This is a genomic window from Nocardia sp. NPDC005745 (genome assembly GCF_040630775.1).
In the GTDB taxonomy this organism is placed as follows: Bacteria; Actinomycetota; Actinomycetes; order Mycobacteriales; family Mycobacteriaceae; genus Nocardia.
This window is the reverse complement of the sequence record NZ_JBEXYF010000001.1, coordinates 465,138-481,484: the sequence shown is the minus strand read 5'-3', so window position 1 is coordinate 481,484 and position 16,347 is coordinate 465,138. Positions and strand designations below refer to the sequence as shown.

18 protein-coding genes are annotated in these 16,347 nt (G+C 68.0%); 11 read left to right on the top strand and 7 right to left on the bottom strand.

Features of this window, described 5'->3' with window-relative positions; translation table 11 throughout:
• Nucleotides 1-217 precede the first annotated feature (217 nt).
• Both dprA and ABZ420_RS02425 read left to right on the top strand, forming a co-directional pair.
• Entirely contained in the window at nucleotides 218-1,402 is a 1,185-nt protein-coding gene (dprA, locus tag ABZ420_RS02430; protein WP_357116470.1) for a DNA-processing protein DprA, read from the top strand.
• A gap of 54 nt (nucleotides 1,403-1,456) precedes the next feature.
• Complete coding sequence (locus ABZ420_RS02425; RefSeq protein ID WP_357033796.1) at nucleotides 1,457-2,380, top strand: tyrosine-type recombinase/integrase; 924 nt, start codon at nucleotides 1,457-1,459, stop codon at nucleotides 2,378-2,380.
• Here ABZ420_RS02425 and ABZ420_RS02420 read toward each other — a convergent pair.
• Nucleotides 2,343-2,702: a GNAT family N-acetyltransferase gene (locus ABZ420_RS02420; protein ID WP_357116275.1), complete on the bottom strand. Its 360-nt coding sequence runs from the start codon at nucleotides 2,700-2,702 to the stop codon at nucleotides 2,343-2,345. The two genes, ABZ420_RS02425 and ABZ420_RS02420, sit on opposite strands and share 38 nt — an antisense overlap.
• 473 nt (nucleotides 2,703-3,175) lie before the next feature.
• Here ABZ420_RS02420 and ABZ420_RS02415 point away from each other — a divergent pair, with 473 nt between their 5' ends.
• Nucleotides 3,176-3,865, top strand: a complete 690-nt coding sequence (locus ABZ420_RS02415; protein WP_357116273.1) for an FHA domain-containing protein — start codon at nucleotides 3,176-3,178, stop codon at nucleotides 3,863-3,865.
• Nucleotides 3,866-3,903: 38 nt separating this feature from the next.
• On the opposite strand, the gene ABZ420_RS02410 is transcribed toward ABZ420_RS02415, so the two are convergent.
• The 3 genes from ABZ420_RS02410 to ABZ420_RS02400 form a co-directional block, all read right to left on the bottom strand.
• Complete coding sequence (locus ABZ420_RS02410) at nucleotides 3,904-4,569, bottom strand: serine protease (protein WP_357116271.1); 666 nt, start codon at nucleotides 4,567-4,569, stop codon at nucleotides 3,904-3,906.
• Between the two features lie 209 nt (nucleotides 4,570-4,778).
• Nucleotides 4,779-5,084, bottom strand: coding sequence for a hypothetical protein (locus ABZ420_RS02405; protein WP_357116269.1), 306 nt, complete (start codon nucleotides 5,082-5,084; stop codon nucleotides 4,779-4,781).
• A 145-nt stretch (nucleotides 5,085-5,229) separates the two neighbouring features.
• Nucleotides 5,230-6,693 carry an MFS transporter gene (locus ABZ420_RS02400; RefSeq protein ID WP_357116267.1) on the bottom strand — a complete coding sequence of 488 codons (1,464 nt, stop codon included), beginning with the start codon at nucleotides 6,691-6,693 and terminating at the stop codon, nucleotides 5,230-5,232.
• Nucleotides 6,694-6,747: 54 nt separating this feature from the next.
• Here ABZ420_RS02400 and ABZ420_RS02395 point away from each other — a divergent pair, with 54 nt between their 5' ends.
• The 5 genes from ABZ420_RS02395 (at nucleotide 6,748) to ABZ420_RS02375 (ending at nucleotide 11,542) form a co-directional block, all read left to right on the top strand.
• Nucleotides 6,748-7,491, top strand: a complete 744-nt coding sequence (locus tag ABZ420_RS02395) for a TetR/AcrR family transcriptional regulator C-terminal domain-containing protein (RefSeq protein ID WP_357116265.1) — start codon at nucleotides 6,748-6,750, stop codon at nucleotides 7,489-7,491.
• Nucleotides 7,492-7,643: 152 nt separating this feature from the next.
• On the top strand, nucleotides 7,644-8,372 hold the full coding sequence (locus ABZ420_RS02390) for an acetoacetate decarboxylase family protein (protein ID WP_357116263.1): 729 nt from the start codon (nucleotides 7,644-7,646) through the stop codon (nucleotides 8,370-8,372).
• 550 nt (nucleotides 8,373-8,922) lie between these two features.
• Nucleotides 8,923-9,288 carry a DUF202 domain-containing protein gene (locus ABZ420_RS02385; RefSeq protein WP_040868283.1) on the top strand — a complete coding sequence of 122 codons (366 nt, stop codon included), beginning with the start codon at nucleotides 8,923-8,925 and terminating at the stop codon, nucleotides 9,286-9,288.
• Nucleotides 9,285-9,593 carry a DUF202 domain-containing protein gene (locus tag ABZ420_RS02380; RefSeq protein WP_357116261.1) on the top strand — a complete coding sequence of 103 codons (309 nt, stop codon included), beginning with the start codon at nucleotides 9,285-9,287 and terminating at the stop codon, nucleotides 9,591-9,593. Before ABZ420_RS02385 ends, ABZ420_RS02380 begins: the two co-directional genes overlap by 4 nt.
• A 47-nt stretch (nucleotides 9,594-9,640) precedes the next feature.
• Nucleotides 9,641-11,542 carry an alkyl sulfatase dimerization domain-containing protein gene (locus ABZ420_RS02375; RefSeq protein ID WP_357116259.1) on the top strand — a complete coding sequence of 634 codons (1,902 nt, stop codon included), beginning with the start codon at nucleotides 9,641-9,643 and terminating at the stop codon, nucleotides 11,540-11,542.
• Nucleotides 11,543-11,662: 120 nt separating this feature from the next.
• Here the strand turns inward: ABZ420_RS02375 and ABZ420_RS02370 are convergent, their stop codons facing one another.
• From ABZ420_RS02370 to ABZ420_RS02360, 3 genes are all read right to left on the bottom strand, one after another.
• Nucleotides 11,663-12,181, bottom strand: a complete 519-nt coding sequence (locus ABZ420_RS02370) for a DUF1990 domain-containing protein (RefSeq protein ID WP_357116257.1) — start codon at nucleotides 12,179-12,181, stop codon at nucleotides 11,663-11,665.
• Between the two features lie 236 nt (nucleotides 12,182-12,417).
• A complete protein-coding gene (locus ABZ420_RS02365; protein WP_357116255.1) occupies nucleotides 12,418-12,894 on the bottom strand; it encodes a M23 family metallopeptidase in 477 nt (158 codons plus the stop codon).
• 82 nt (nucleotides 12,895-12,976) lie between these two features.
• Entirely contained in the window at nucleotides 12,977-13,258 is a 282-nt protein-coding gene (locus ABZ420_RS02360; protein ID WP_357116253.1) for a hypothetical protein, read from the bottom strand.
• A gap of 378 nt (nucleotides 13,259-13,636) precedes the next feature.
• On the opposite strand from ABZ420_RS02360, the gene rpsB reads away from it, so the two are divergent.
• From rpsB to pyrH, 3 genes are all read left to right on the top strand, one after another.
• Nucleotides 13,637-14,461 (top strand): 30S ribosomal protein S2, encoded by an 825-nt coding sequence (gene rpsB, locus ABZ420_RS02355; protein WP_357116251.1) that lies wholly within the window; start codon nucleotides 13,637-13,639, stop codon nucleotides 14,459-14,461.
• Between the two features lie 99 nt (nucleotides 14,462-14,560).
• The gene (gene tsf / locus ABZ420_RS02350) at nucleotides 14,561-15,385 is read left to right on the top strand and encodes a translation elongation factor Ts (protein ID WP_040868273.1); all 825 of its coding nucleotides are present in this window, start codon (nucleotides 14,561-14,563) and stop codon (nucleotides 15,383-15,385) included.
• Nucleotides 15,386-15,580: 195 nt separating this feature from the next.
• Nucleotides 15,581-16,309 carry a UMP kinase gene (gene pyrH, locus ABZ420_RS02345; RefSeq protein ID WP_040868271.1) on the top strand — a complete coding sequence of 243 codons (729 nt, stop codon included), beginning with the start codon at nucleotides 15,581-15,583 and terminating at the stop codon, nucleotides 16,307-16,309.
• The last annotated feature ends 38 nt before the right edge of the window (nucleotides 16,310-16,347 follow it).

Below are 16,347 nucleotides of genomic sequence, written 5' to 3'. Positions count from 1 at the left end.
GGCGAGTGCGGCTGGGGCGGCGAGTGCGGCTGGGGCGGCGAGTGCGGCTGGGGCGGCGAGTGCGGCTGGGGCGGCGAGTGCGGCTGGGGCGGCGAGTGCGGCTGGGGCGGCGAATGCGGCTGTGGCCGCGAGTGCGCCTACGGTTGCGGCGGTGCCTGCCGTAGCGGACGTGACGGGGCTCAAAAGTGTGCCTGGGGATGCGCCTGCGGTGGCGAGTGTGCCTGGAGTCGTCGTCGCGCCCGCGTGCGGGTCGAATTCCGTGGCCGGTGAATCCGACGCCCGGAGGCTCGCGTGGGTGTACCTGTCGCGCGTGGTGCAGGGGCCGTGTGCGCCGCTGTCGGCGCTGATCGAGTCGGTGGGGGTGGTCGAGGCGGCGCGGGCCGTGCGGGAGTGCGCGCTACCCGAACCGCTGCGCGGGCCGACGGCGCAGCGGCGCGATGTCGACGTGTCGGCGCGGGATCTGGAGGCCATCGACCGGATCGGCGGGCGTGTGGTGACGCCGGACGATCCGGAATGGCCCGCCTGGCGCATGCTCGGTCTCGCGCAGCTCGAGCCGGGACGGGATCGGGACGGCGCCGTGCCACTGGTGCTGTGGGTGCGCGGCCCACGTTCGCTGCTGGAGTCCAGCGAGCGCGCTGTGGCGGTGGTGGGTGCGCGGTGCAGCACCGGGTACGGCAACCGGGTGACGGGGGAGATCGCGGGCGACCTCGCCGCGCAAGGTTGGACCATTGTCTCCGGGGCGGCGTTCGGGATAGACGCCATGGCGCACCGGGCGGCGCTGGCGGTGGAAGGTCTCACCATCGCGGTGCTGGCGTGCGGCATCGACCGGCCTTATCCGGCGCAGCACGCCCGCCTGCTGGCCGACATCGCCGAATCCGGTTTGGTGGTCAGCGAATACCCGCCCGGTGTCACCGCGCGGAAACACCAATTCCTCGCCCGGAACCGCTTGATCGCCGCCTTGGCCGATGGCGTGCTCGTCGTCGAGGCCGGGCTGCGCAGCGGCGCGCGCAACACCGTCAAATGGGCACGCCGTCTCGGCCGTCCCGCCCTGGCCGTGCCAGGCCCGGTGACCTCGGCCGCTTCGGTGGGCTGCCACCGCATGATCCGCGACGGTGAAGCCCTCCTGGTGACGAGGGCCGAGGAAGTCGCCGACGAGGCGGGGCCGTTGCGGCTGTCGATTCCCGGGGTGGGGGCAGGCGGCAATCCGGAGGACCAGTTGTCCGAAGACGAGGCCTTGGTCTTCGCCACGCTGCCGAGAATCGGTGCGCGATTGCCACTGGAGGTGTCCCGGCAGTGCGGAGTCCCACTTCCTGTGGTGCGTGCGACGTTGTCCGCCCTCGAATTGGCGGGACTGGCGACCAGTGACGAAAGCGGTTGGCACCGAACGGCGCGTCGCCGATGAACGCGATCGGCGCGGTCGCTTGCCATCCGGACCGCGGGTCGGGACGGTGGAAGCATGGAGGAACTGCCCGAAGATCTGGAAGCGCTGCTGCTCGAGTACGGCAGGCATCTGCGGCTCGGGCGCAACCGGTCGGAGCACACCGTACGCGCTTACCTGGGGGACGCCCGGTCCCTGCTGGAGCATCTGTACACACGGTCGGCCGATTCGGCGATCCGCGAGCTGGACCTGCTGTTGCTGCGCTCATGGCTGGCGCAGCAAGCGGCGGCGGGCGCGGCGCGAACGACCGTGGCGCGAAGGGCGTCGTCGGCGCGCACGTTCACCGCCTGGCTCACCAGGACCGGCCGGTTGCCCGCCGATCCGGGGCTGCGGTTGGGTTCGCCGAAGGCGCATCGCGTTCTTCCCGCCGTACTCGGCAGGCAACAGGCGCTGGGTGCCATGGACGCCGCGGAATCCGGTGCCGCGCAGCGTGATCCGATGGCCTTGCGAGATCGGGCGATCGTGGAATTGCTGTATGCCACCGGCATCCGGGTCAGCGAGCTGTGTGGACTGGACATCGAGGACGTGGACCGCGAGCGGCGGGTGGTGCGGGTGCTCGGTAAAGGCAACAAAGAGCGATCCGCGCCGTTCGGCACGCCCGCCGACGAGGCGGTCGGCAATTGGCTGCGCTATGGCCGCCCCGATTTCGCCACCGCCGCGTCCGGCCGGGCGCTGCTGCTCGGCCGCCGCGGCAGGCGTCTGGATCAGCGCCAGGCCAGAACCGTTGTGCACGAGGTGGTCTCGGCCATCCCCGGCGCACCGGACCTCGGCCCGCACGGTCTGCGGCACACCGCCGCGACCCACCTCCTCGAAGGTGGGGCCGACCTGCGTGTGGTTCAGGAACTCCTCGGCCACGCCAGCATGGCCACCACTCAGCTGTACACCCATGTCTCCATCGATCGGCTCAAGAAAGTGCACGACCAAGCCCACCCCCGGGCTTGACGGCTCGGTCGTGGTGGCCGACGCCCGGCCGGGGTACTCCGTCCCGGGCGCGGGTAAGCGCAACACGGGACGAACGACAACCGGGTCGGCTGCACGGGCTCACGTAATAGTGGACCCGAGCCTCCCGTCCATCGGCGGTCCGCCAGCCGCCGGGCCCGGTGTGCACCTGCCGCCAACCGCGTCGTTCGTACATGGCTATCGCCGCCGCGCCGTCGTACGAGACCGTGAGCACGGCGCGCTGCCCCCGATCCGCGGCCATGCGCGCGGCCGCGGTCAGTAGTTGTGAACCCACGCCTGCTCGACCGCGCGGCCGGAGGAACATACGACCGGATCACCGAGACGACGAACTCCGTGCCCGCCGATCGGCGCACGACCTCCGGCAGCACGCCGCCTGCGCCGAGTCCGACGTGTCCGACCACGGTCTCGTCGCGCTCCGCGACGACCGCCGTGAGGAATCTGGGGGGTGACAGCCAACCCGCCGGATCAGCAGGCCAGACCTCCGGATACCGGTCGCGTTCGTGGACGTGCCACAGCGCCGCGGTGCAGGCGTCGAGATCCGCCTCGCTTCGCGGTCGAATGATCACGCTCATCCGACTATCCCGAGTCGCTCACCCGCCCGTTATCAGACCGATTAGTCGGTTTTAGTGCTTTTGTCGCGCCCGAAGGTTCGCTTCAAGCCCCGCTCACGCAGGGAAGTAGGCGAATCCGTATGTGATCGGCCCCGAGAAAGCGCACCCTTAAAGCAGCGAATCAGTGCCCGCAGTTCATGACGTACTTCGAGTGGAAAGACGAACGATGTCTACGGTCAGCGGACCACAGGCCCTGCGTCGCGGACTATACCCACTGACGGCGCAGTCCGCGTGGCCACGTTCTGCCGTTCCTTCCACTTCGCCCCGGCCCGTTGTGCAGGAGAGGGTACGCGAGATTTCCCTCGACGGCGGCGCGTCCAGAATGACGATCGGGCGGTCCGGCGCGGCCGATATCGCCGTGCCTTCCGACCCGACCGTATCCCGGTTGCACGCCATTATCGAGCGCGTGGGCGGATGCTGGGTCATCGTCGACGACGGTCTGTCCAAGAATGGGACATTCGTCAATGGCGAACGGGTCGGCGGGCGGCGGAAACTCGGCTCCGGCGACACGATTCGAGTCGGTCGTTCGGTATTCGTATTCCGGGCCGCCGACTCCTCCGACGAGGAAATGACGCTTGCCCACTCGCCGCTGCCGACCCGTAATTCGCTGACCCCGGCTCAGTATCTCGTTCTGGAGGCGCTGTGCCGCCCTTACGACGCACACGACGGGTATTCGTACCCCGCCGCCAACCGTCAGATCGCGGACGATTTGTGCCTGAGTCTCTCGACCGTCAAGACGCACATGCGGGCGCTGTTCCGGATATTCCAGGTCGAAGCTCTACCGCCGAATCAGAAACGGCTGTTCCTGGTCGAACGGGCTGTCGAATTGGGCATCGTCAGTGATCAGGAAAGGTAAGGCTCCGGCTGGGATCGTCCGCGGCGGTCCCCGACGGATCAGATCGGTTGGAAACCCGCGCCCGCGCCGCCGCGCGCGTTCACGTCGGCGAGGACCGCGGTGATGTCGGTGCCGAGTTGCGGTCCCAGGCACGGGACGGCCAAGTAGGCGTTGACCATGCCGACGAGCGTGGTCCCGACGACCAGCGGAGCGCCCGAATCGCCCTCGACAACGCATGTCTGGGTCCACGTCCGATTGCCGCCGGTGAATACGTCGCCATAGGCTGCGCCGCAGGTCCGGCCGGTTGTCCGGCCTTCCTTGCATACCGTGTCCGGCGGTCGGGCGGGCCCGCCGATGGCGGTGATAGTGGTTCCGCCCACCTGGTTGACCGGGGCGACCTTCGCCGGATCGAACTCGATCACGGCATAGTCCATCGTGCTGTCGGAGTAGGCGACAGTGCCGACGGTACCGGCGTCGCGATTGCCTTCGGAGACGATGGCGGCGTTAGCGTCACCGCAATGCCCCGCGGTAAAACCGACCAGCCGACCACCGGAGTCACGCCCGATCGTGGTGAGCGTGCAGATGTTCTGACCGCCGACGACGATGCCGGAGCCGCCACCCAGAACGGATGGAGTCTCGGCTTGCGCGGTCCCGGGTGCCCCGAACAGCGCTGTGGTCGCGGTCAGAGCCGCTGCAGCGCCCACGAGTTTCCTGAACTTGGTCATCCGGTAATTCAACAGCACTTATCCGTGTGTCACGATTGATTCGCAGATGTTTCCCGGTCAGGGCGCCTCGGTGAGGTGTGGAACGAAATCAGCTGATCGCGAATCGACGCCACAGCCGGACCGGCGAGCGGCCGACACAAACGAGACGCCTCGGGTGTGCGACACAGCCCGAGGCGCACTCGTCTTCGAGGCGCTGCCTACGAATGCGATCAAGCGGCGCAGACGAACACGGCAACCGCGTTGACCACCGGTGGAAGCAGCAACAAAGGAGCGCAGAAAATACCCAGCGGCCAAATCAAGCCCAATGTCGCGGGCTCGACCTGAACCGGTACCGGTTGATCAGCCACTTGCACAGGTCCCGGGGTTACTTCTGGTGCGGCGGAAGCAAAACCTGTACCCAGGGCGATGATCGGTGCGAGCGCTACCGCCGCTGCCGTTGCGCGCATTTTGTTCGTGATCATGATGTCTCCATCGATTGATTGCTTCACCAGCCCTCGTTGGTTGAAGGCTGTCATTGTGAACACACCATCAACTCTTGTCGGCGGGCGCGCGCGAGACCATCAGCCCCGGGGTCGGAATCATTCATACCGGGTGAGCCGACGAGGCACGGGAGTCGTTATGGTGCGCGGCCTGCGGGCCGTACGCCGGTCGCCGACATGATCAGCCGTGCGCGACCGGAGCGGTTTCGGGCTGCGGGTCCGGTTGCGGCCGCCGCGCCCGCAGCAGGACCGCGCCGAGCAGGGCGGCGGCGACACTGAATCCGGCGCTGATCCATGCCCCGGCGGACATGGCGGCGGTGAAGGCGTCCTTGGCCGGCTCGATGTAGCCCAGCTGGAAGGCGGCGCCGATGGATTCGCGCGCCGCGTCGGGAACGTCGGCGGGCATGTTCGAGGTGAACACGCCGGCCAGCACGCTACCGAGGACGGCGATGCTGATCGCCATGCCGACCTGCTGGATCGTGTCGTTCATCGCGGAGCCCACACCGGCGTGCTGGAGCGGGATCGCGCTCATGATCGCCGCGTAGGCGGCCGGGCCCGCCAGACCGCCGCCGATGCCCATCACCAGCATGCTGACCAGAACCCACAGGTAGCCGCTCCCGGCCGCGAGGATGCCGAAGGCCACGCCCATGACGAGCAGTCCCGACACGATGAGCGTCTTGTTGCTCAGAGTCTTGCCCAGTGTCGCGCCGAGGCCGTTGCAGACCGCCGCCGCCACGGCGTACGGCAGCAGTGCCAGCCCGGCTTTCATCGGACCGTAGCCGAGCACGAACTGCAGGTACTGGGTGAGCATGAGCATGACCGCGCCCATGCCGAAGACCATCAGCAGCAGAGTGAGAGAGGTGCCGGTGAAATCCCGGCTGCGGAATACCGCCAACGGCAACATGGGATGTGCCGAGCGGCTCTCCCAGACCACGAAGCCTGCCGCCGCGAGGACGGCCAGCACCATCACCCCGATGTTCCACTCCCGCTCGATGATCACGTAGACCGTCGCGCTCAGCGCTACGACGGACAGGACAACGCCGACGAGGTCGACCGGCCGTTGTTCACCGGTGGTCTCGGGCATCAGCACGACGGCGGCGATGATCGCGAGCGCCGCCACCGGGATATTGAGCAGGAACACCGACCCCCACCAGTAGTGCTGGAGCAGGAAGCCGCCCAGTGTGGGCCCTGCGACGATGCCGACCATGGACACCGTCGACCAGGCCGCCATCGCCGTGCGCCGTTCGTCCTCGGCGAAGGTGGTCATGAGGATCGACAGGGTCGACGGCATCAACAGCGACCCGCCGACGCCCATCGCGACGCGGGCGGCCACGACCTGCCACGGTTCGGTCGCCAGCACGGCCGCCAGCGACGCAACCCCGAACACGGCCAGGCCGGTGATCAGCGCTCGTCGCCTGCCGAACCGGTCGGAGAGGCTTCCCGCGGTGAGCAGGAGCCCGGCGAAGACCAGCACGTAGGCGTCCAGAATCCACTGCACGTCCGCCGGTGTGGCGCCTAGCTCCCGGATCAGCGACGGGATCGCGAGATTGAGCACGGTGCTGTCGAGCATCAGCACGAGCAAGGACAGACAGAGGACCCCCAGGACCCACCAGCGGCGGGGGTCTCGTACAACGTTCGATTCCACTCGCACAGCGTACGATACACTCGAACGTTGTGCGAGGGATTATAAGATCGTGTCGTGACCAAGCAGTTCGCCTCGGTATGGACCAAGCAACCCCGCCGGCCCAAGACATCCGGGTTGCACCGGGAGCAGATCGTCGCCGCGGCGGTGGAGATCCTCGACGCCGAAGGGCTGGAGTCGCTGAGCATGCGCAAGCTCGGCGCGAAGCTGGGCTCGGGCGCGACCAGTGTCTACTGGCACGTCTCCAACAAGGAAGAGCTGCTGGAATTGGTGCTCGACCAGTTCTGGGGGGTGGTGCAGATTCCGGAGCCCGAAGAGGCGTCCTGGCGCGAATTGCTCACCACTTTCGCGTACAGCTTCCGCGCGTCCATTCGCGAGCATCCGTGGAGCGTCTCGTTGGTCGGGCAGCTGCCGAGTATCGGTCCCAACTCGCTGCGGCTGAGTGATCGGCTGCGCCGCGCCTTCGTGCGGGCGGGCTTCGAGGGGGTGGACATCTACCTGGCCAGTGGAACGGTGATGTGTTTCGTCCTCGGCCAGGTGACTCCCGAAATCGCCTGGGAGAAGGCGTCGAGGGGGGCCGAGGTCGACACCGACGGCATACTGCGTGTAATGGACGAGGTGGCAGGCGGCTATCCCGAGATGCTCGCGGACTACCGGGCGACCGTGCCGGCCGATCAGGAGGCGGGGCGGGCCATGGCCTTCGACTTCGGCTTGCTCTGCGTCCTGGATGGTTTGCAGGCGCGTCTGCGCGCGATGTCGGAATCTCCGGGGTCGGCCCGATCGGGGGTATCGGGCGAGTGACCTGGACAAGACTGGAACGGGTTATTTTTGGTATAAAGCATGTGAACCGACGGTATTGTGCGAACAAACTGATACCTGTTCTATAGATCTTCTGGCGGCAGGTGCGTGCCAACGCGGCGCACTTCGCCGCAGTTGTGCAGAAAGGCGTCTCCGTGAGTACGCACACCGTCCTCGGCCGAGAGGTGCGCATGCCGGTCCGCATCCGGCTCGCGCACGCGTTCATGGCTACTTATCTGGTGCCCGCCGAGCCGGCGCAGCGCCTCATCGACTACTCCGGCCTGCGGCTGCTCCGGCTGCCGGGCGGGCGGGCGATGTGCACGCTGGTCTTCGTCGACTACGTCGACGGCGATCTGGGCCCCTACAACGAGTTCGGCGTCTCGTTCATGGTTCGCCATCACACGGCGGGCGCTGCCTCGGGATTCGGGGATCTGCGGGCGCTGGTGACCGGGCAGGCCGGCGTATTGATCCACAAGCTGCCGGTCGACGGTGATTTCACCCTCGCCGCAGGACGCGGTATCTGGGGATTTCCCAAAGAACTCGCCGAATTCGCCGTCGACCACGGTGGCCGGACGCGCACCGGCGCGCTGCACCAGAACGGTCAGCTCATCGCCGATCTCGCGATTCGGCCCGGGTTCGCGACTCCGAACCGCGCCACCGGGTCCTCGTTCGACGCCTACTCGCACATCGATGGCGTCACCCGCTGCACGCGCTGGGAGATGCGGCCTTCGGGTATGCGGGCGCGTTTCGGCGGGGCCGAGCTGACTCTCGGGGACCACGAGATCGCCGCGGAACTCCGGTCGCTCGGCCTGCCGAAGCGGGCGGTGATGTCCTCGTCCGTCTCGCGACTGGCCATGACGTTCGAGGACGCGATCGCGGTCTGACGCCGCTGGGTAACCACGCGGTCACGGGCGGGCGGGGAGCGTGGACGGTGCTCACGGCGCCGGTTACGCTGACGTAGCTGGTCATTTGCCAATGCTCTCGGTTATGGAGTGTGCCCGTGATCGTCACCGACCGGATCTGCGCGCATGAAGCAGACTGCGAGCTGCGAAGACCATCCGATTGCCGGCTACTTCCGGGAGCCGGACGTCCTGTCGTCTGCCTTCGTCATGAATGGTTGCTGACTGACATGGGAGACCTCGAGGCGACAGCCGGTCCGCTGCGCGATGCGAGGGTTGGCGCGGACGCCGGGGCGAACGCTCCGGCGCTCGTACCGTCACCGATCGCGTTCCCACGGCCGGTGCGGACCAGCCGCGAGCTTCGACTCCGCCCACTAGCGTGGTGCAGTGTGACCACCGTGCGGTCCGGCGTGAAGCTGCGCGCCGGAAGAACACCTTGCGCCAGGAGCCGCCCCTTCTCGCGGCACGCATGTGCCGGCCCCGCGATCCTCACGTGGGCGGATTCCACAGGGCGCTCGATCCGAACCGAGGCGGCGTGACGCTGCCGAATCCGGAAGCCGAATCGGAAGAGGGCGACGAGGAACTCGACTACCGCTTCACGCTCGCGAACGAGCGCACCTTCCTGGCCTGGATGCGGACCGCGCTGGGGCTGCTGGCCGGCGGCGTCGCGGTGCACACACTGGTCCAGTCGTTCCGGATCGCAGGGCTGCGACGCGCGATCGCGTTGAGTTGCCTGGTCTTGGCGGCGGTGGTCGCGGTCGGCGCGTACGCGCACTGGCGACGCATCGGCGTGGCCATGCGGCGCGGCGATCCGCTGCCGGAGACGGTGCTGGTGCCGATCCTGTCGGCGGGCATCGCGATCGTCTCGGTGCTGGCGGGTGTGGCGGTGCTGCTGCGATGAGCGCGCCGCATCTGTCCGCCGAACGCACCGCACTGGCGTGGCGGCGCACCGCCGTGTCGGCGATGGTCGTCGGCACGCTGTTCATGCATCAGGTGCTCGGCAGCGGGTGGCGCGCGGCCGCGGTCGCGCCCATCGGCGCCGCGATCGCGATGGCGGCGCTCGCCGGGGGCTGCTACCTGCGCAACCGCGGGCTTCGCCGAGGCCACTACGCCCATGGCGGCCGCGTCATCGCCGGAACGGCGATGGCGGTGGTCGTGGTCGCGCTGGCCGCCGCGGCGGCCGGTTCTCTCGAACCGCTGCCCTGAAGGGCCGGCGGCCCAGCAAGGTTGGCCGAGACGACAGGAGGACGACAATGAGCACAGCGAGCGAGCCGAGCCACTTCATCGTCGCGGAGCACGAGCGCGCGACCGCCGCCCTGCCCTTCGCCGACACGACCGATCCGGCCGACTCCGAGCGCGGTTTCATCGCCGCGCTGGAACCGGGCGTGGTCACCGCCGAAGACGGAACCGTCGTGTGGGACAACGACTCCTATTCGTTCCTGCGGGATCCCTGCCCGGCCTCGGTGCATCCCAGCTTGTGGCGGCAGTCGGGCCTCGCGATGCGACAAGGGTTGTTCGAGGTGACCGAGGGCATCTATCAGATCCGCGGTTTCGACATTTCCAATATGACGCTGGTCGAAGGCGAAACCGGCGTTCTCGTGATCGATCCGCTGATCTCGGCCGAGACCGCGGCGGCCGGTCTCGCGCTCTACCGCGCCCATCGGGGCGACCGGCCGGTGACCGGTCTGATCTATACGCATTCGCACATCGACCACTTCGGCGGGGCGTGCGGGGTCACCACCGCGGCGGCGGTCGAGGAAGGGCGCTGTCCGGTGCTGGCGCCGGCCGGCTTCCTGGAACACGCGGTGGCCGAGAACATCTACGCGGGAACGGCGATGGCGCGCCGCGCCGGGTACATGTACGGCGCGGTGCTGCCGCGCGGACCGCTGGGCGCGGTGGGCTCCGGTCTCGGTCAGACCACGTCGGTCGGCACGGTCACGCTGATCCCGCCGACCGTCGACATCACCGCCACCGGCCAAGAGGAGACGATCGACGGCATACGGATGGTCTTCCAGCTCACCCCCGGCACCGAAGCGCCCGCGGAGATGAACTTCCACTTCCCCGACCGCCGCGCCCTCTGCATGGCGGAGAACGCGACCCACACCCTGCACAACGTGCTCACGTTGCGTGGCGCGCTGGTACGCGACGCTCATATCTGGGCGAGATATCTGACCGAGGCGATCAACCTGTTCGCCCGCGATTCCGACGTCGTCTTCGCCTCGCACCATTGGCCGACCTGGGGCACCGAACGCCTGGTGGAATTCCTCTCCCTGCAACGCGACCTGTACGGGTACCTGCACGATCAGACCGTCCGCCTGCTGAATCAGGGCTACGTGGGTGCGGAGATCGCCGAGCTGGTCACTCTTCCGCCCGCCATCGAGCAGGCCTGGCACACGCGCGGATACTACGGTTCGGTCAGCCACAACGTTAAGGCCGTCTACCAGCGCTACATGGGCTGGTTCGACGGCAACCCCGCCCACCTGTGGGAGCACCCGCCGGTCGAATCCGCCCGGCGGCACGTGGAATTCATGGGCGGCGCGGACGAAGTGCTGCGCAAGGCGCGGGCCTCCTACGACGCCGGGGACTACCGCTGGGTGGCCCAGGTGCTCAACTACGTCATCTTCGCCGAACCGGACAACGACGACGCGAAGCAGTTGCAGGCCACGACGTTCGAGCAACTGGGCTACGGGGCGGAGAACGCGACCTGGCGCAACTTCTATCTCAGCGGAGCCTACGAGCTGCGCTACGGTTCGTTCGGCACGCCCACCAAGAGCGAATCGCCGACCATGGTGGCGGCACTGAGCATCGACCAGATCTTCGACGCCCTGGCGTTGCGCGTCGACGGCCCCAAGGCGTGGGACCACCGGCTCGTGACGGACTGGATACTCACCGACCAGGACCGCACCCACCGGCTCGAATTGCGCAACGGCCGCCTCACTCACTTCGACGTCGCGCCCGGCATGACGCTCCCGGCACCCGATGCCACGTTCACGCTGGCCAAGTCCACCCTGATCCGAGTGTTGCTGGCCGGTGACGACTTCGGCGTCGCGGCGGCCGCGGGCGACATCGTCATCGAGGGAGACGTCACCAAGCTCGCCGAGCTGGTCGGCATCTTCGACGCTCCCGATCCGGATTTCGCGATCGTCACCCCATAGCCCCGGTCGGCGGCGACCCTTATCGCGTTGGTGGGCAAGCCTTCGATCGGCCGATCGGAGGTCGACACCGGAAAAGAACGGCTCGACTCTGTGCGGCTGCGGCGCCGCGTACCGTCGGGGTCAGGTAGACGTCGGCAACGTCGCGAGGTACCGGCCCGCGACGAAGCGCTGGATCAGCCGTACGACGGGGCCGCCGAGCCGGGTGTACCAGGTCGCGGGGCGGGAGAACGCGACGATCAGTCCGTACACCGCGTCATCGGCGGGGTCGTACTCGACGGCGAACAGTTCTTCGCCGGACGCCGGATGTCCGGGCAGGGTTCCGTACGCGAACCCCCGCCGGTCCGGCTCGTCGAGTACGTACACCACGCGGCACGGCGCGGTGATTCCCAATGGGCCGAGTCCGAGCCGCACCGTGATGGAGGTCCCGGGTTCGGCCGTCGGGGTGTCGGCGGATCGAAAGATTCCGGTCCCTTTCTGTATCCGGTAGGCCAGGATCTCCGCACCGGCCCGCTCGAACAGTGCGCGTCCCCGACCGATACGTCGCCGCAGCCGTAAACCGTGATATCCCTCCGGTACCGCGTCTCGTGTCGCGCCGACCTGGGAATACGTGAACGACGACCCTGCGCGTCCATCCGTCATGCCCCGATCTTCACCCCACCGCCACGGTCTCGCCACCCCCGCTCGCCGACACGCCGGTTTCGATTCGTTCCGGGCTCCTCCGAGAAGTGACTCGAGCGCCACGAAACAGCGAGTCATCGGGTGCGGGGCTCAGAGGCGCAGAGTCGCGCCGCAACGGGAGTGGAGACGCGATCCGATGCCTGACGACCGGACCCGGTCGCTGGTGCCGGGTCGAGAGCGGCCCAGTTCGATTCGGCTCAGGAACGCACCGGTTTGAGCCGCAGGGGAGTGAGGTGGAGGAGCCCGAGGGGGTCCAGATACTCGCGCTTGCGGCGTCGACCGCCCTCGGCGCGGGCTCCCCAGTGCAGACATGCCGTCACACACCCAGGGTGCCCGGACTCGAGTGTCCCGATCCGGGTGCCCCGGCCGACCCGCCTGCCCACGGGAACCTCGGCGCGGACGGGCTCGTAAGTCGTGCGCAGGCCGCCGGGGTGATCGATGGACACGACCGGCTTGTCTGCCACGGTTCCGGCGAACACGACGATCCCTTCTCCCGCGGCTAGCACGGCCTGACCCTCGATGCCTGCCAGATCGACCCCGCGATGCCCCGGTAGCCAGTTCTGCGCGGGTTTGTCGAAGTGCCGTTCGACCGCGGGGCGCGGTTGCAGGGGCCAGCCGAACCGTCCTTCGGGGCCGGCCGTCGCGGTCGCCGCCGTCGCGACGATCGCGGTCATACCGAGAGCCAAGGCCGAAAAAATACGCCGACGAGGCCACGTGGCATTCGAATTGGTCATCGGGCCGGGTCCGGAGGTCCGATCACCCTCCGCAGAGGGGTGCGGGCGGCGCGCACAGGTCGCCGCCGGAGGCGGAAGCCGTCTCGAGATGCTCGTGCCCACCCACACCGAGCCCGGATCGACGGAACGGCTGCGGCGCGCGCCGCAGCAGATCGGAGAGAGACGGCAGGCAAACGGACCCCGTGCACGCCCCGCGCACGGGGTCCGCGGCAGGAGTCTCGGCGCCGACCGGCGGAGCGGCGACGATGCCGAGCACGAAGAACAGGGGGACGAGGAAGGTGGTCGCGGTGGAGAACGGTTTCATGGCTCCAGCCTTCCGCGGTTGCGGCGGCTCCCAGGGCTCGATCCGTCGAATGTGGATAACGCGCTCGCTTGTGGAAAGCTGACGTTCCGGCTGGTCAAGGCTTCGGATCGAACCGATTTAGGTCTGGGTGCCACGAGGCCGTAAACTGATCGGGCGGTCTGTGCCTGCATGGACCGACTTCGCGCGCCACCCGTGCTTGTTCATAGCGGCGCTGTTCGGATCGAACTCGACATATGTGAGTTCGCGGCAGCGTGTTCGGAACAGGGAATCGCCGGCTGGTCCCACCCTCGCGGTCGGGTCCGACGATTCGGCGGCGCCAGGGCAGTGGATCGCCGATTCACTGCGTCAACCGGCAAATGAAAGAGAGATACGGGAGCTATGGCTGTCGTAACCATGAAGCAGCTGCTCGACAGCGGCGCACACTTCGGACACCAGACCCGGCGCTGGAACCCGAAGATGAAGCGGTTCATCTTCACCGACCGCAACGGCATCTACATCATCGACCTGCAGCAGACGCTGACCTACATCGACAAGGCCTACGAGTTCGTCAAGGAGACCGTCGCCCACGGTGGCACCGTCCTCTTCGTCGGCACCAAGAAGCAGGCCCAGGAGTCGATCGCGGCCGAGGCGACTCGCGTCGGGATGCCCTACGTCAACCAGCGCTGGCTGGGCGGCATGCTCACCAACTTCTCCACCGTGCACAAGCGCCTGCAGCGCCTCAAGGAGCTCGAGGCCATGGAGCAGACCGGTGGCTTCGAGGGTCGCACCAAGAAGGAAATCCTCATGCTGACGCGTGAGATGAACAAGCTGGAGCGCACCCTCGGCGGTATCCGCGACATGCAGAAGGTGCCCTCGGCCATCTGGGTCGTCGACACCAACAAGGAGCACATCGCCGTCGGCGAGGCGCGCAAGCTGAACATCCCGGTCATCGCGATCCTGGACACCAACTGCGACCCCGACCTGGTCGACTACCCGATCCCGGGTAACGACGACGCGATCCGCTCCGCCGCCCTGCTGACCAAGGTCGTCGCCTCCGCGGTGGCCGAGGGTGTGCAGGCGCGCGCCGGTGCGTCCTCGGGCGACGAGAAGCCGGAGGCGGGCGCGGGCGAGCCGCTGGCCGAGTGGGAGCAGGAGCTGCTCGCGCAGGCCGCCCCCGCCGCCGAGGCCGAGGCCGCTGCCGCGGAGACCACGGCCGAGGCCTGAGGACTCGCGTAACCAGCTGTTTCAGCGGCGATCACGAGCGAGTGCCATCGTGATCGCCGCTGCCGACACTCACAACTCTCCGAAGGAGGCTCGCCGAGAATGGCGAACTACACCGCTGCCGATGTGAAGCGGCTCCGGGAGCTGACCGGCTCCGGCATGATGGACTGCAAGAACGCGCTGGCCGAGACCGACGGTGATTTCGACAAGGCCGTCGAGCTGCTGCGCATCAAGGGCGCGAAGGACGTCGGCAAGCGTGCCGAGCGGACCACCGCCGAAGGCCTGGTCGCCGCCAAGGACGGCGTCATGGTCGAGATCAACTCCGAGACCGACTTCGTCGCGAAGAACGCGGAGTTCCAGCAGCTGGCCGAGCAGGTCGTCGCCGCGGCGGCGGCCGCCAAGCCCGGCGACCTGGAGACGCTGAAGGCGCTGGACCTGGGCGGCAAGACCGTCGACGAGGCGGTGCAGGCGCTGGCCGCGAAGATCGGCGAGAAGCTCGAGCTGCGCCGTGTCATCTCGCTGGACGGCCCGGTCGCCACCTACCTGCACAAGCGTGCCTCCGACCTGCCGCCCGCCGTCGGCGTGCTGGTCGAGTACACCGGCGAAGGTGACGCCGCGGCCGAGGCCGCCCGCTCCGCCGCCATGCAGGTCGCCGCGCTCAAGGCCAAGTACGTGACCCGCGACGAGGTTCCTGCCGACATCGTGGAGAACGAGCGCCGCATCGCCGAGCAGACCGCTCGCGAGGAGGGCAAGCCCGAGGCCGCGCTGCCGAAGATCACCGAGGGCCGGGTCAACGGCTTCTTCAAGGACGTCGTGCTGCTGGAGCAGCCGTCGGTCACCGATTCGAAGAAGACCGTCAAGGCGTTGCTGGACGAGGCCGGTGTCACCGTCACCCGCTTCGCCCGCTTCGAGGTCGGCGCGAACTGAGTCTCGCCGCACCCCCAGCGTGCAGGCCCCCCGCCGACCGAACGAACGCCGGTTGACGGGGGGCCTTCTGCTGCCGCTCCAACCGAATAAGGCAGGATGGATGCCGCTCTGCCTTGCTCTACGTCACAGGCGCCTGCCGCGCGCAACGAATCGCCGCAAGAACGACAATCCCTCGCCGAAGGAGACTGGAGACCCATGACGGACCCGGGGACCGATCGCCCAGGATATCGCCGGGTACTGCTGAAACTCGGCGGGGAGATGTTCGGCGGCGGGAAGGTCGGGCTGGACCCGGACGTCGTGCAGACGGTGGCCGAGCAGATCGCCGAGGTAGTCGCCACCGGCATGCAGGTGGCCGTCGTGATCGGCGGCGGGAACTTCTTCCGCGGCGCCGAACTCGAGGAACGCGGCATGGAACGCGCGCGTTCCGACTACATGGGCATGCTCGGCACGGTGATGAACAGCCTTGCCCTGCAAGACTTCCTGCAGCAGCAGGGCGTGGACACCCGGGTGCAGACCGCGATCACCATGGGCCAGGTCGCCGAGCCCTACCTTCCGCTGCGCGCCAAGCGTCACCTGGAGAAGGGCCGCGTGGTCATCTTCGGCGCGGGGATGGGCATGCCGTACTTCTCCACCGATACCACCGCCGCTCAGCGCGCGCTGGAGATCGGCGCGGACGTGGTGTTGATGGCCAAAGCGGTCGACGGGGTGTTCACCGCCGACCCGCGCGTCGACGAGACCGCGACCATGTACTCCGAGATCACTCACAAAGAGGTCATCGAGCGCGACCTCAAGGTCGCGGACGCGACCGCCTTCAGCTTGTGCATGGACAACCAGATGCCGATTCTGGTGTTCAATTTGTTGACCAAGGGCAATATCGCCCGCGCGGTCGCCGGTGAGAAGATCGGCACACTGGTTCGGTCCTGATACCCGCGGACCGCGGATCATGACATGACGACGCTGTG

What these genes read in the sequence shown, in the direction of transcription:
- ABZ420_RS02425 (WP_357033796.1), top strand. Translation starts at nt 1,457, where the DNA reads ATGGAGGAACTGCCCGAAGATCTGGAAGCGCTGCTGCTCGAGTACGGC.
- ABZ420_RS02420 (WP_357116275.1), bottom strand. Translation starts at nt 2,702, where the DNA reads ATGTTCCTCCGGCCGCGCGGTCGAGCAGGCGTGGGTTCACAACTACTG.
- ABZ420_RS02415 (WP_357116273.1), top strand. Translation starts at nt 3,176, where the DNA reads ATGTCTACGGTCAGCGGACCACAGGCCCTGCGTCGCGGACTATACCCA.
- ABZ420_RS02410 (WP_357116271.1), bottom strand. Translation starts at nt 4,569, where the DNA reads ATGACCAAGTTCAGGAAACTCGTGGGCGCTGCAGCGGCTCTGACCGCG.
- ABZ420_RS02405 (WP_357116269.1), bottom strand. Translation starts at nt 5,084, where the DNA reads ATGACAGCCTTCAACCAACGAGGGCTGGTGAAGCAATCAATCGATGGA.
- ABZ420_RS02380 (WP_357116261.1), top strand. Translation starts at nt 9,285, where the DNA reads ATGAGCGCGCCGCATCTGTCCGCCGAACGCACCGCACTGGCGTGGCGG.
- ABZ420_RS02375 (WP_357116259.1), top strand. Translation starts at nt 9,641, where the DNA reads ATGAGCACAGCGAGCGAGCCGAGCCACTTCATCGTCGCGGAGCACGAG.
- ABZ420_RS02370 (WP_357116257.1), bottom strand. Translation starts at nt 12,181, where the DNA reads ATGACGGATGGACGCGCAGGGTCGTCGTTCACGTATTCCCAGGTCGGC.
- ABZ420_RS02365 (WP_357116255.1), bottom strand. Translation starts at nt 12,894, where the DNA reads ATGACCGCGATCGTCGCGACGGCGGCGACCGCGACGGCCGGCCCCGAA.
- ABZ420_RS02360 (WP_357116253.1), bottom strand. Translation starts at nt 13,258, where the DNA reads ATGAAACCGTTCTCCACCGCGACCACCTTCCTCGTCCCCCTGTTCTTC.
- rpsB (WP_357116251.1), top strand. Translation starts at nt 13,637, where the DNA reads ATGGCTGTCGTAACCATGAAGCAGCTGCTCGACAGCGGCGCACACTTC.
- tsf (WP_040868273.1), top strand. Translation starts at nt 14,561, where the DNA reads ATGGCGAACTACACCGCTGCCGATGTGAAGCGGCTCCGGGAGCTGACC.
- pyrH (WP_040868271.1), top strand. Translation starts at nt 15,581, where the DNA reads ATGACGGACCCGGGGACCGATCGCCCAGGATATCGCCGGGTACTGCTG.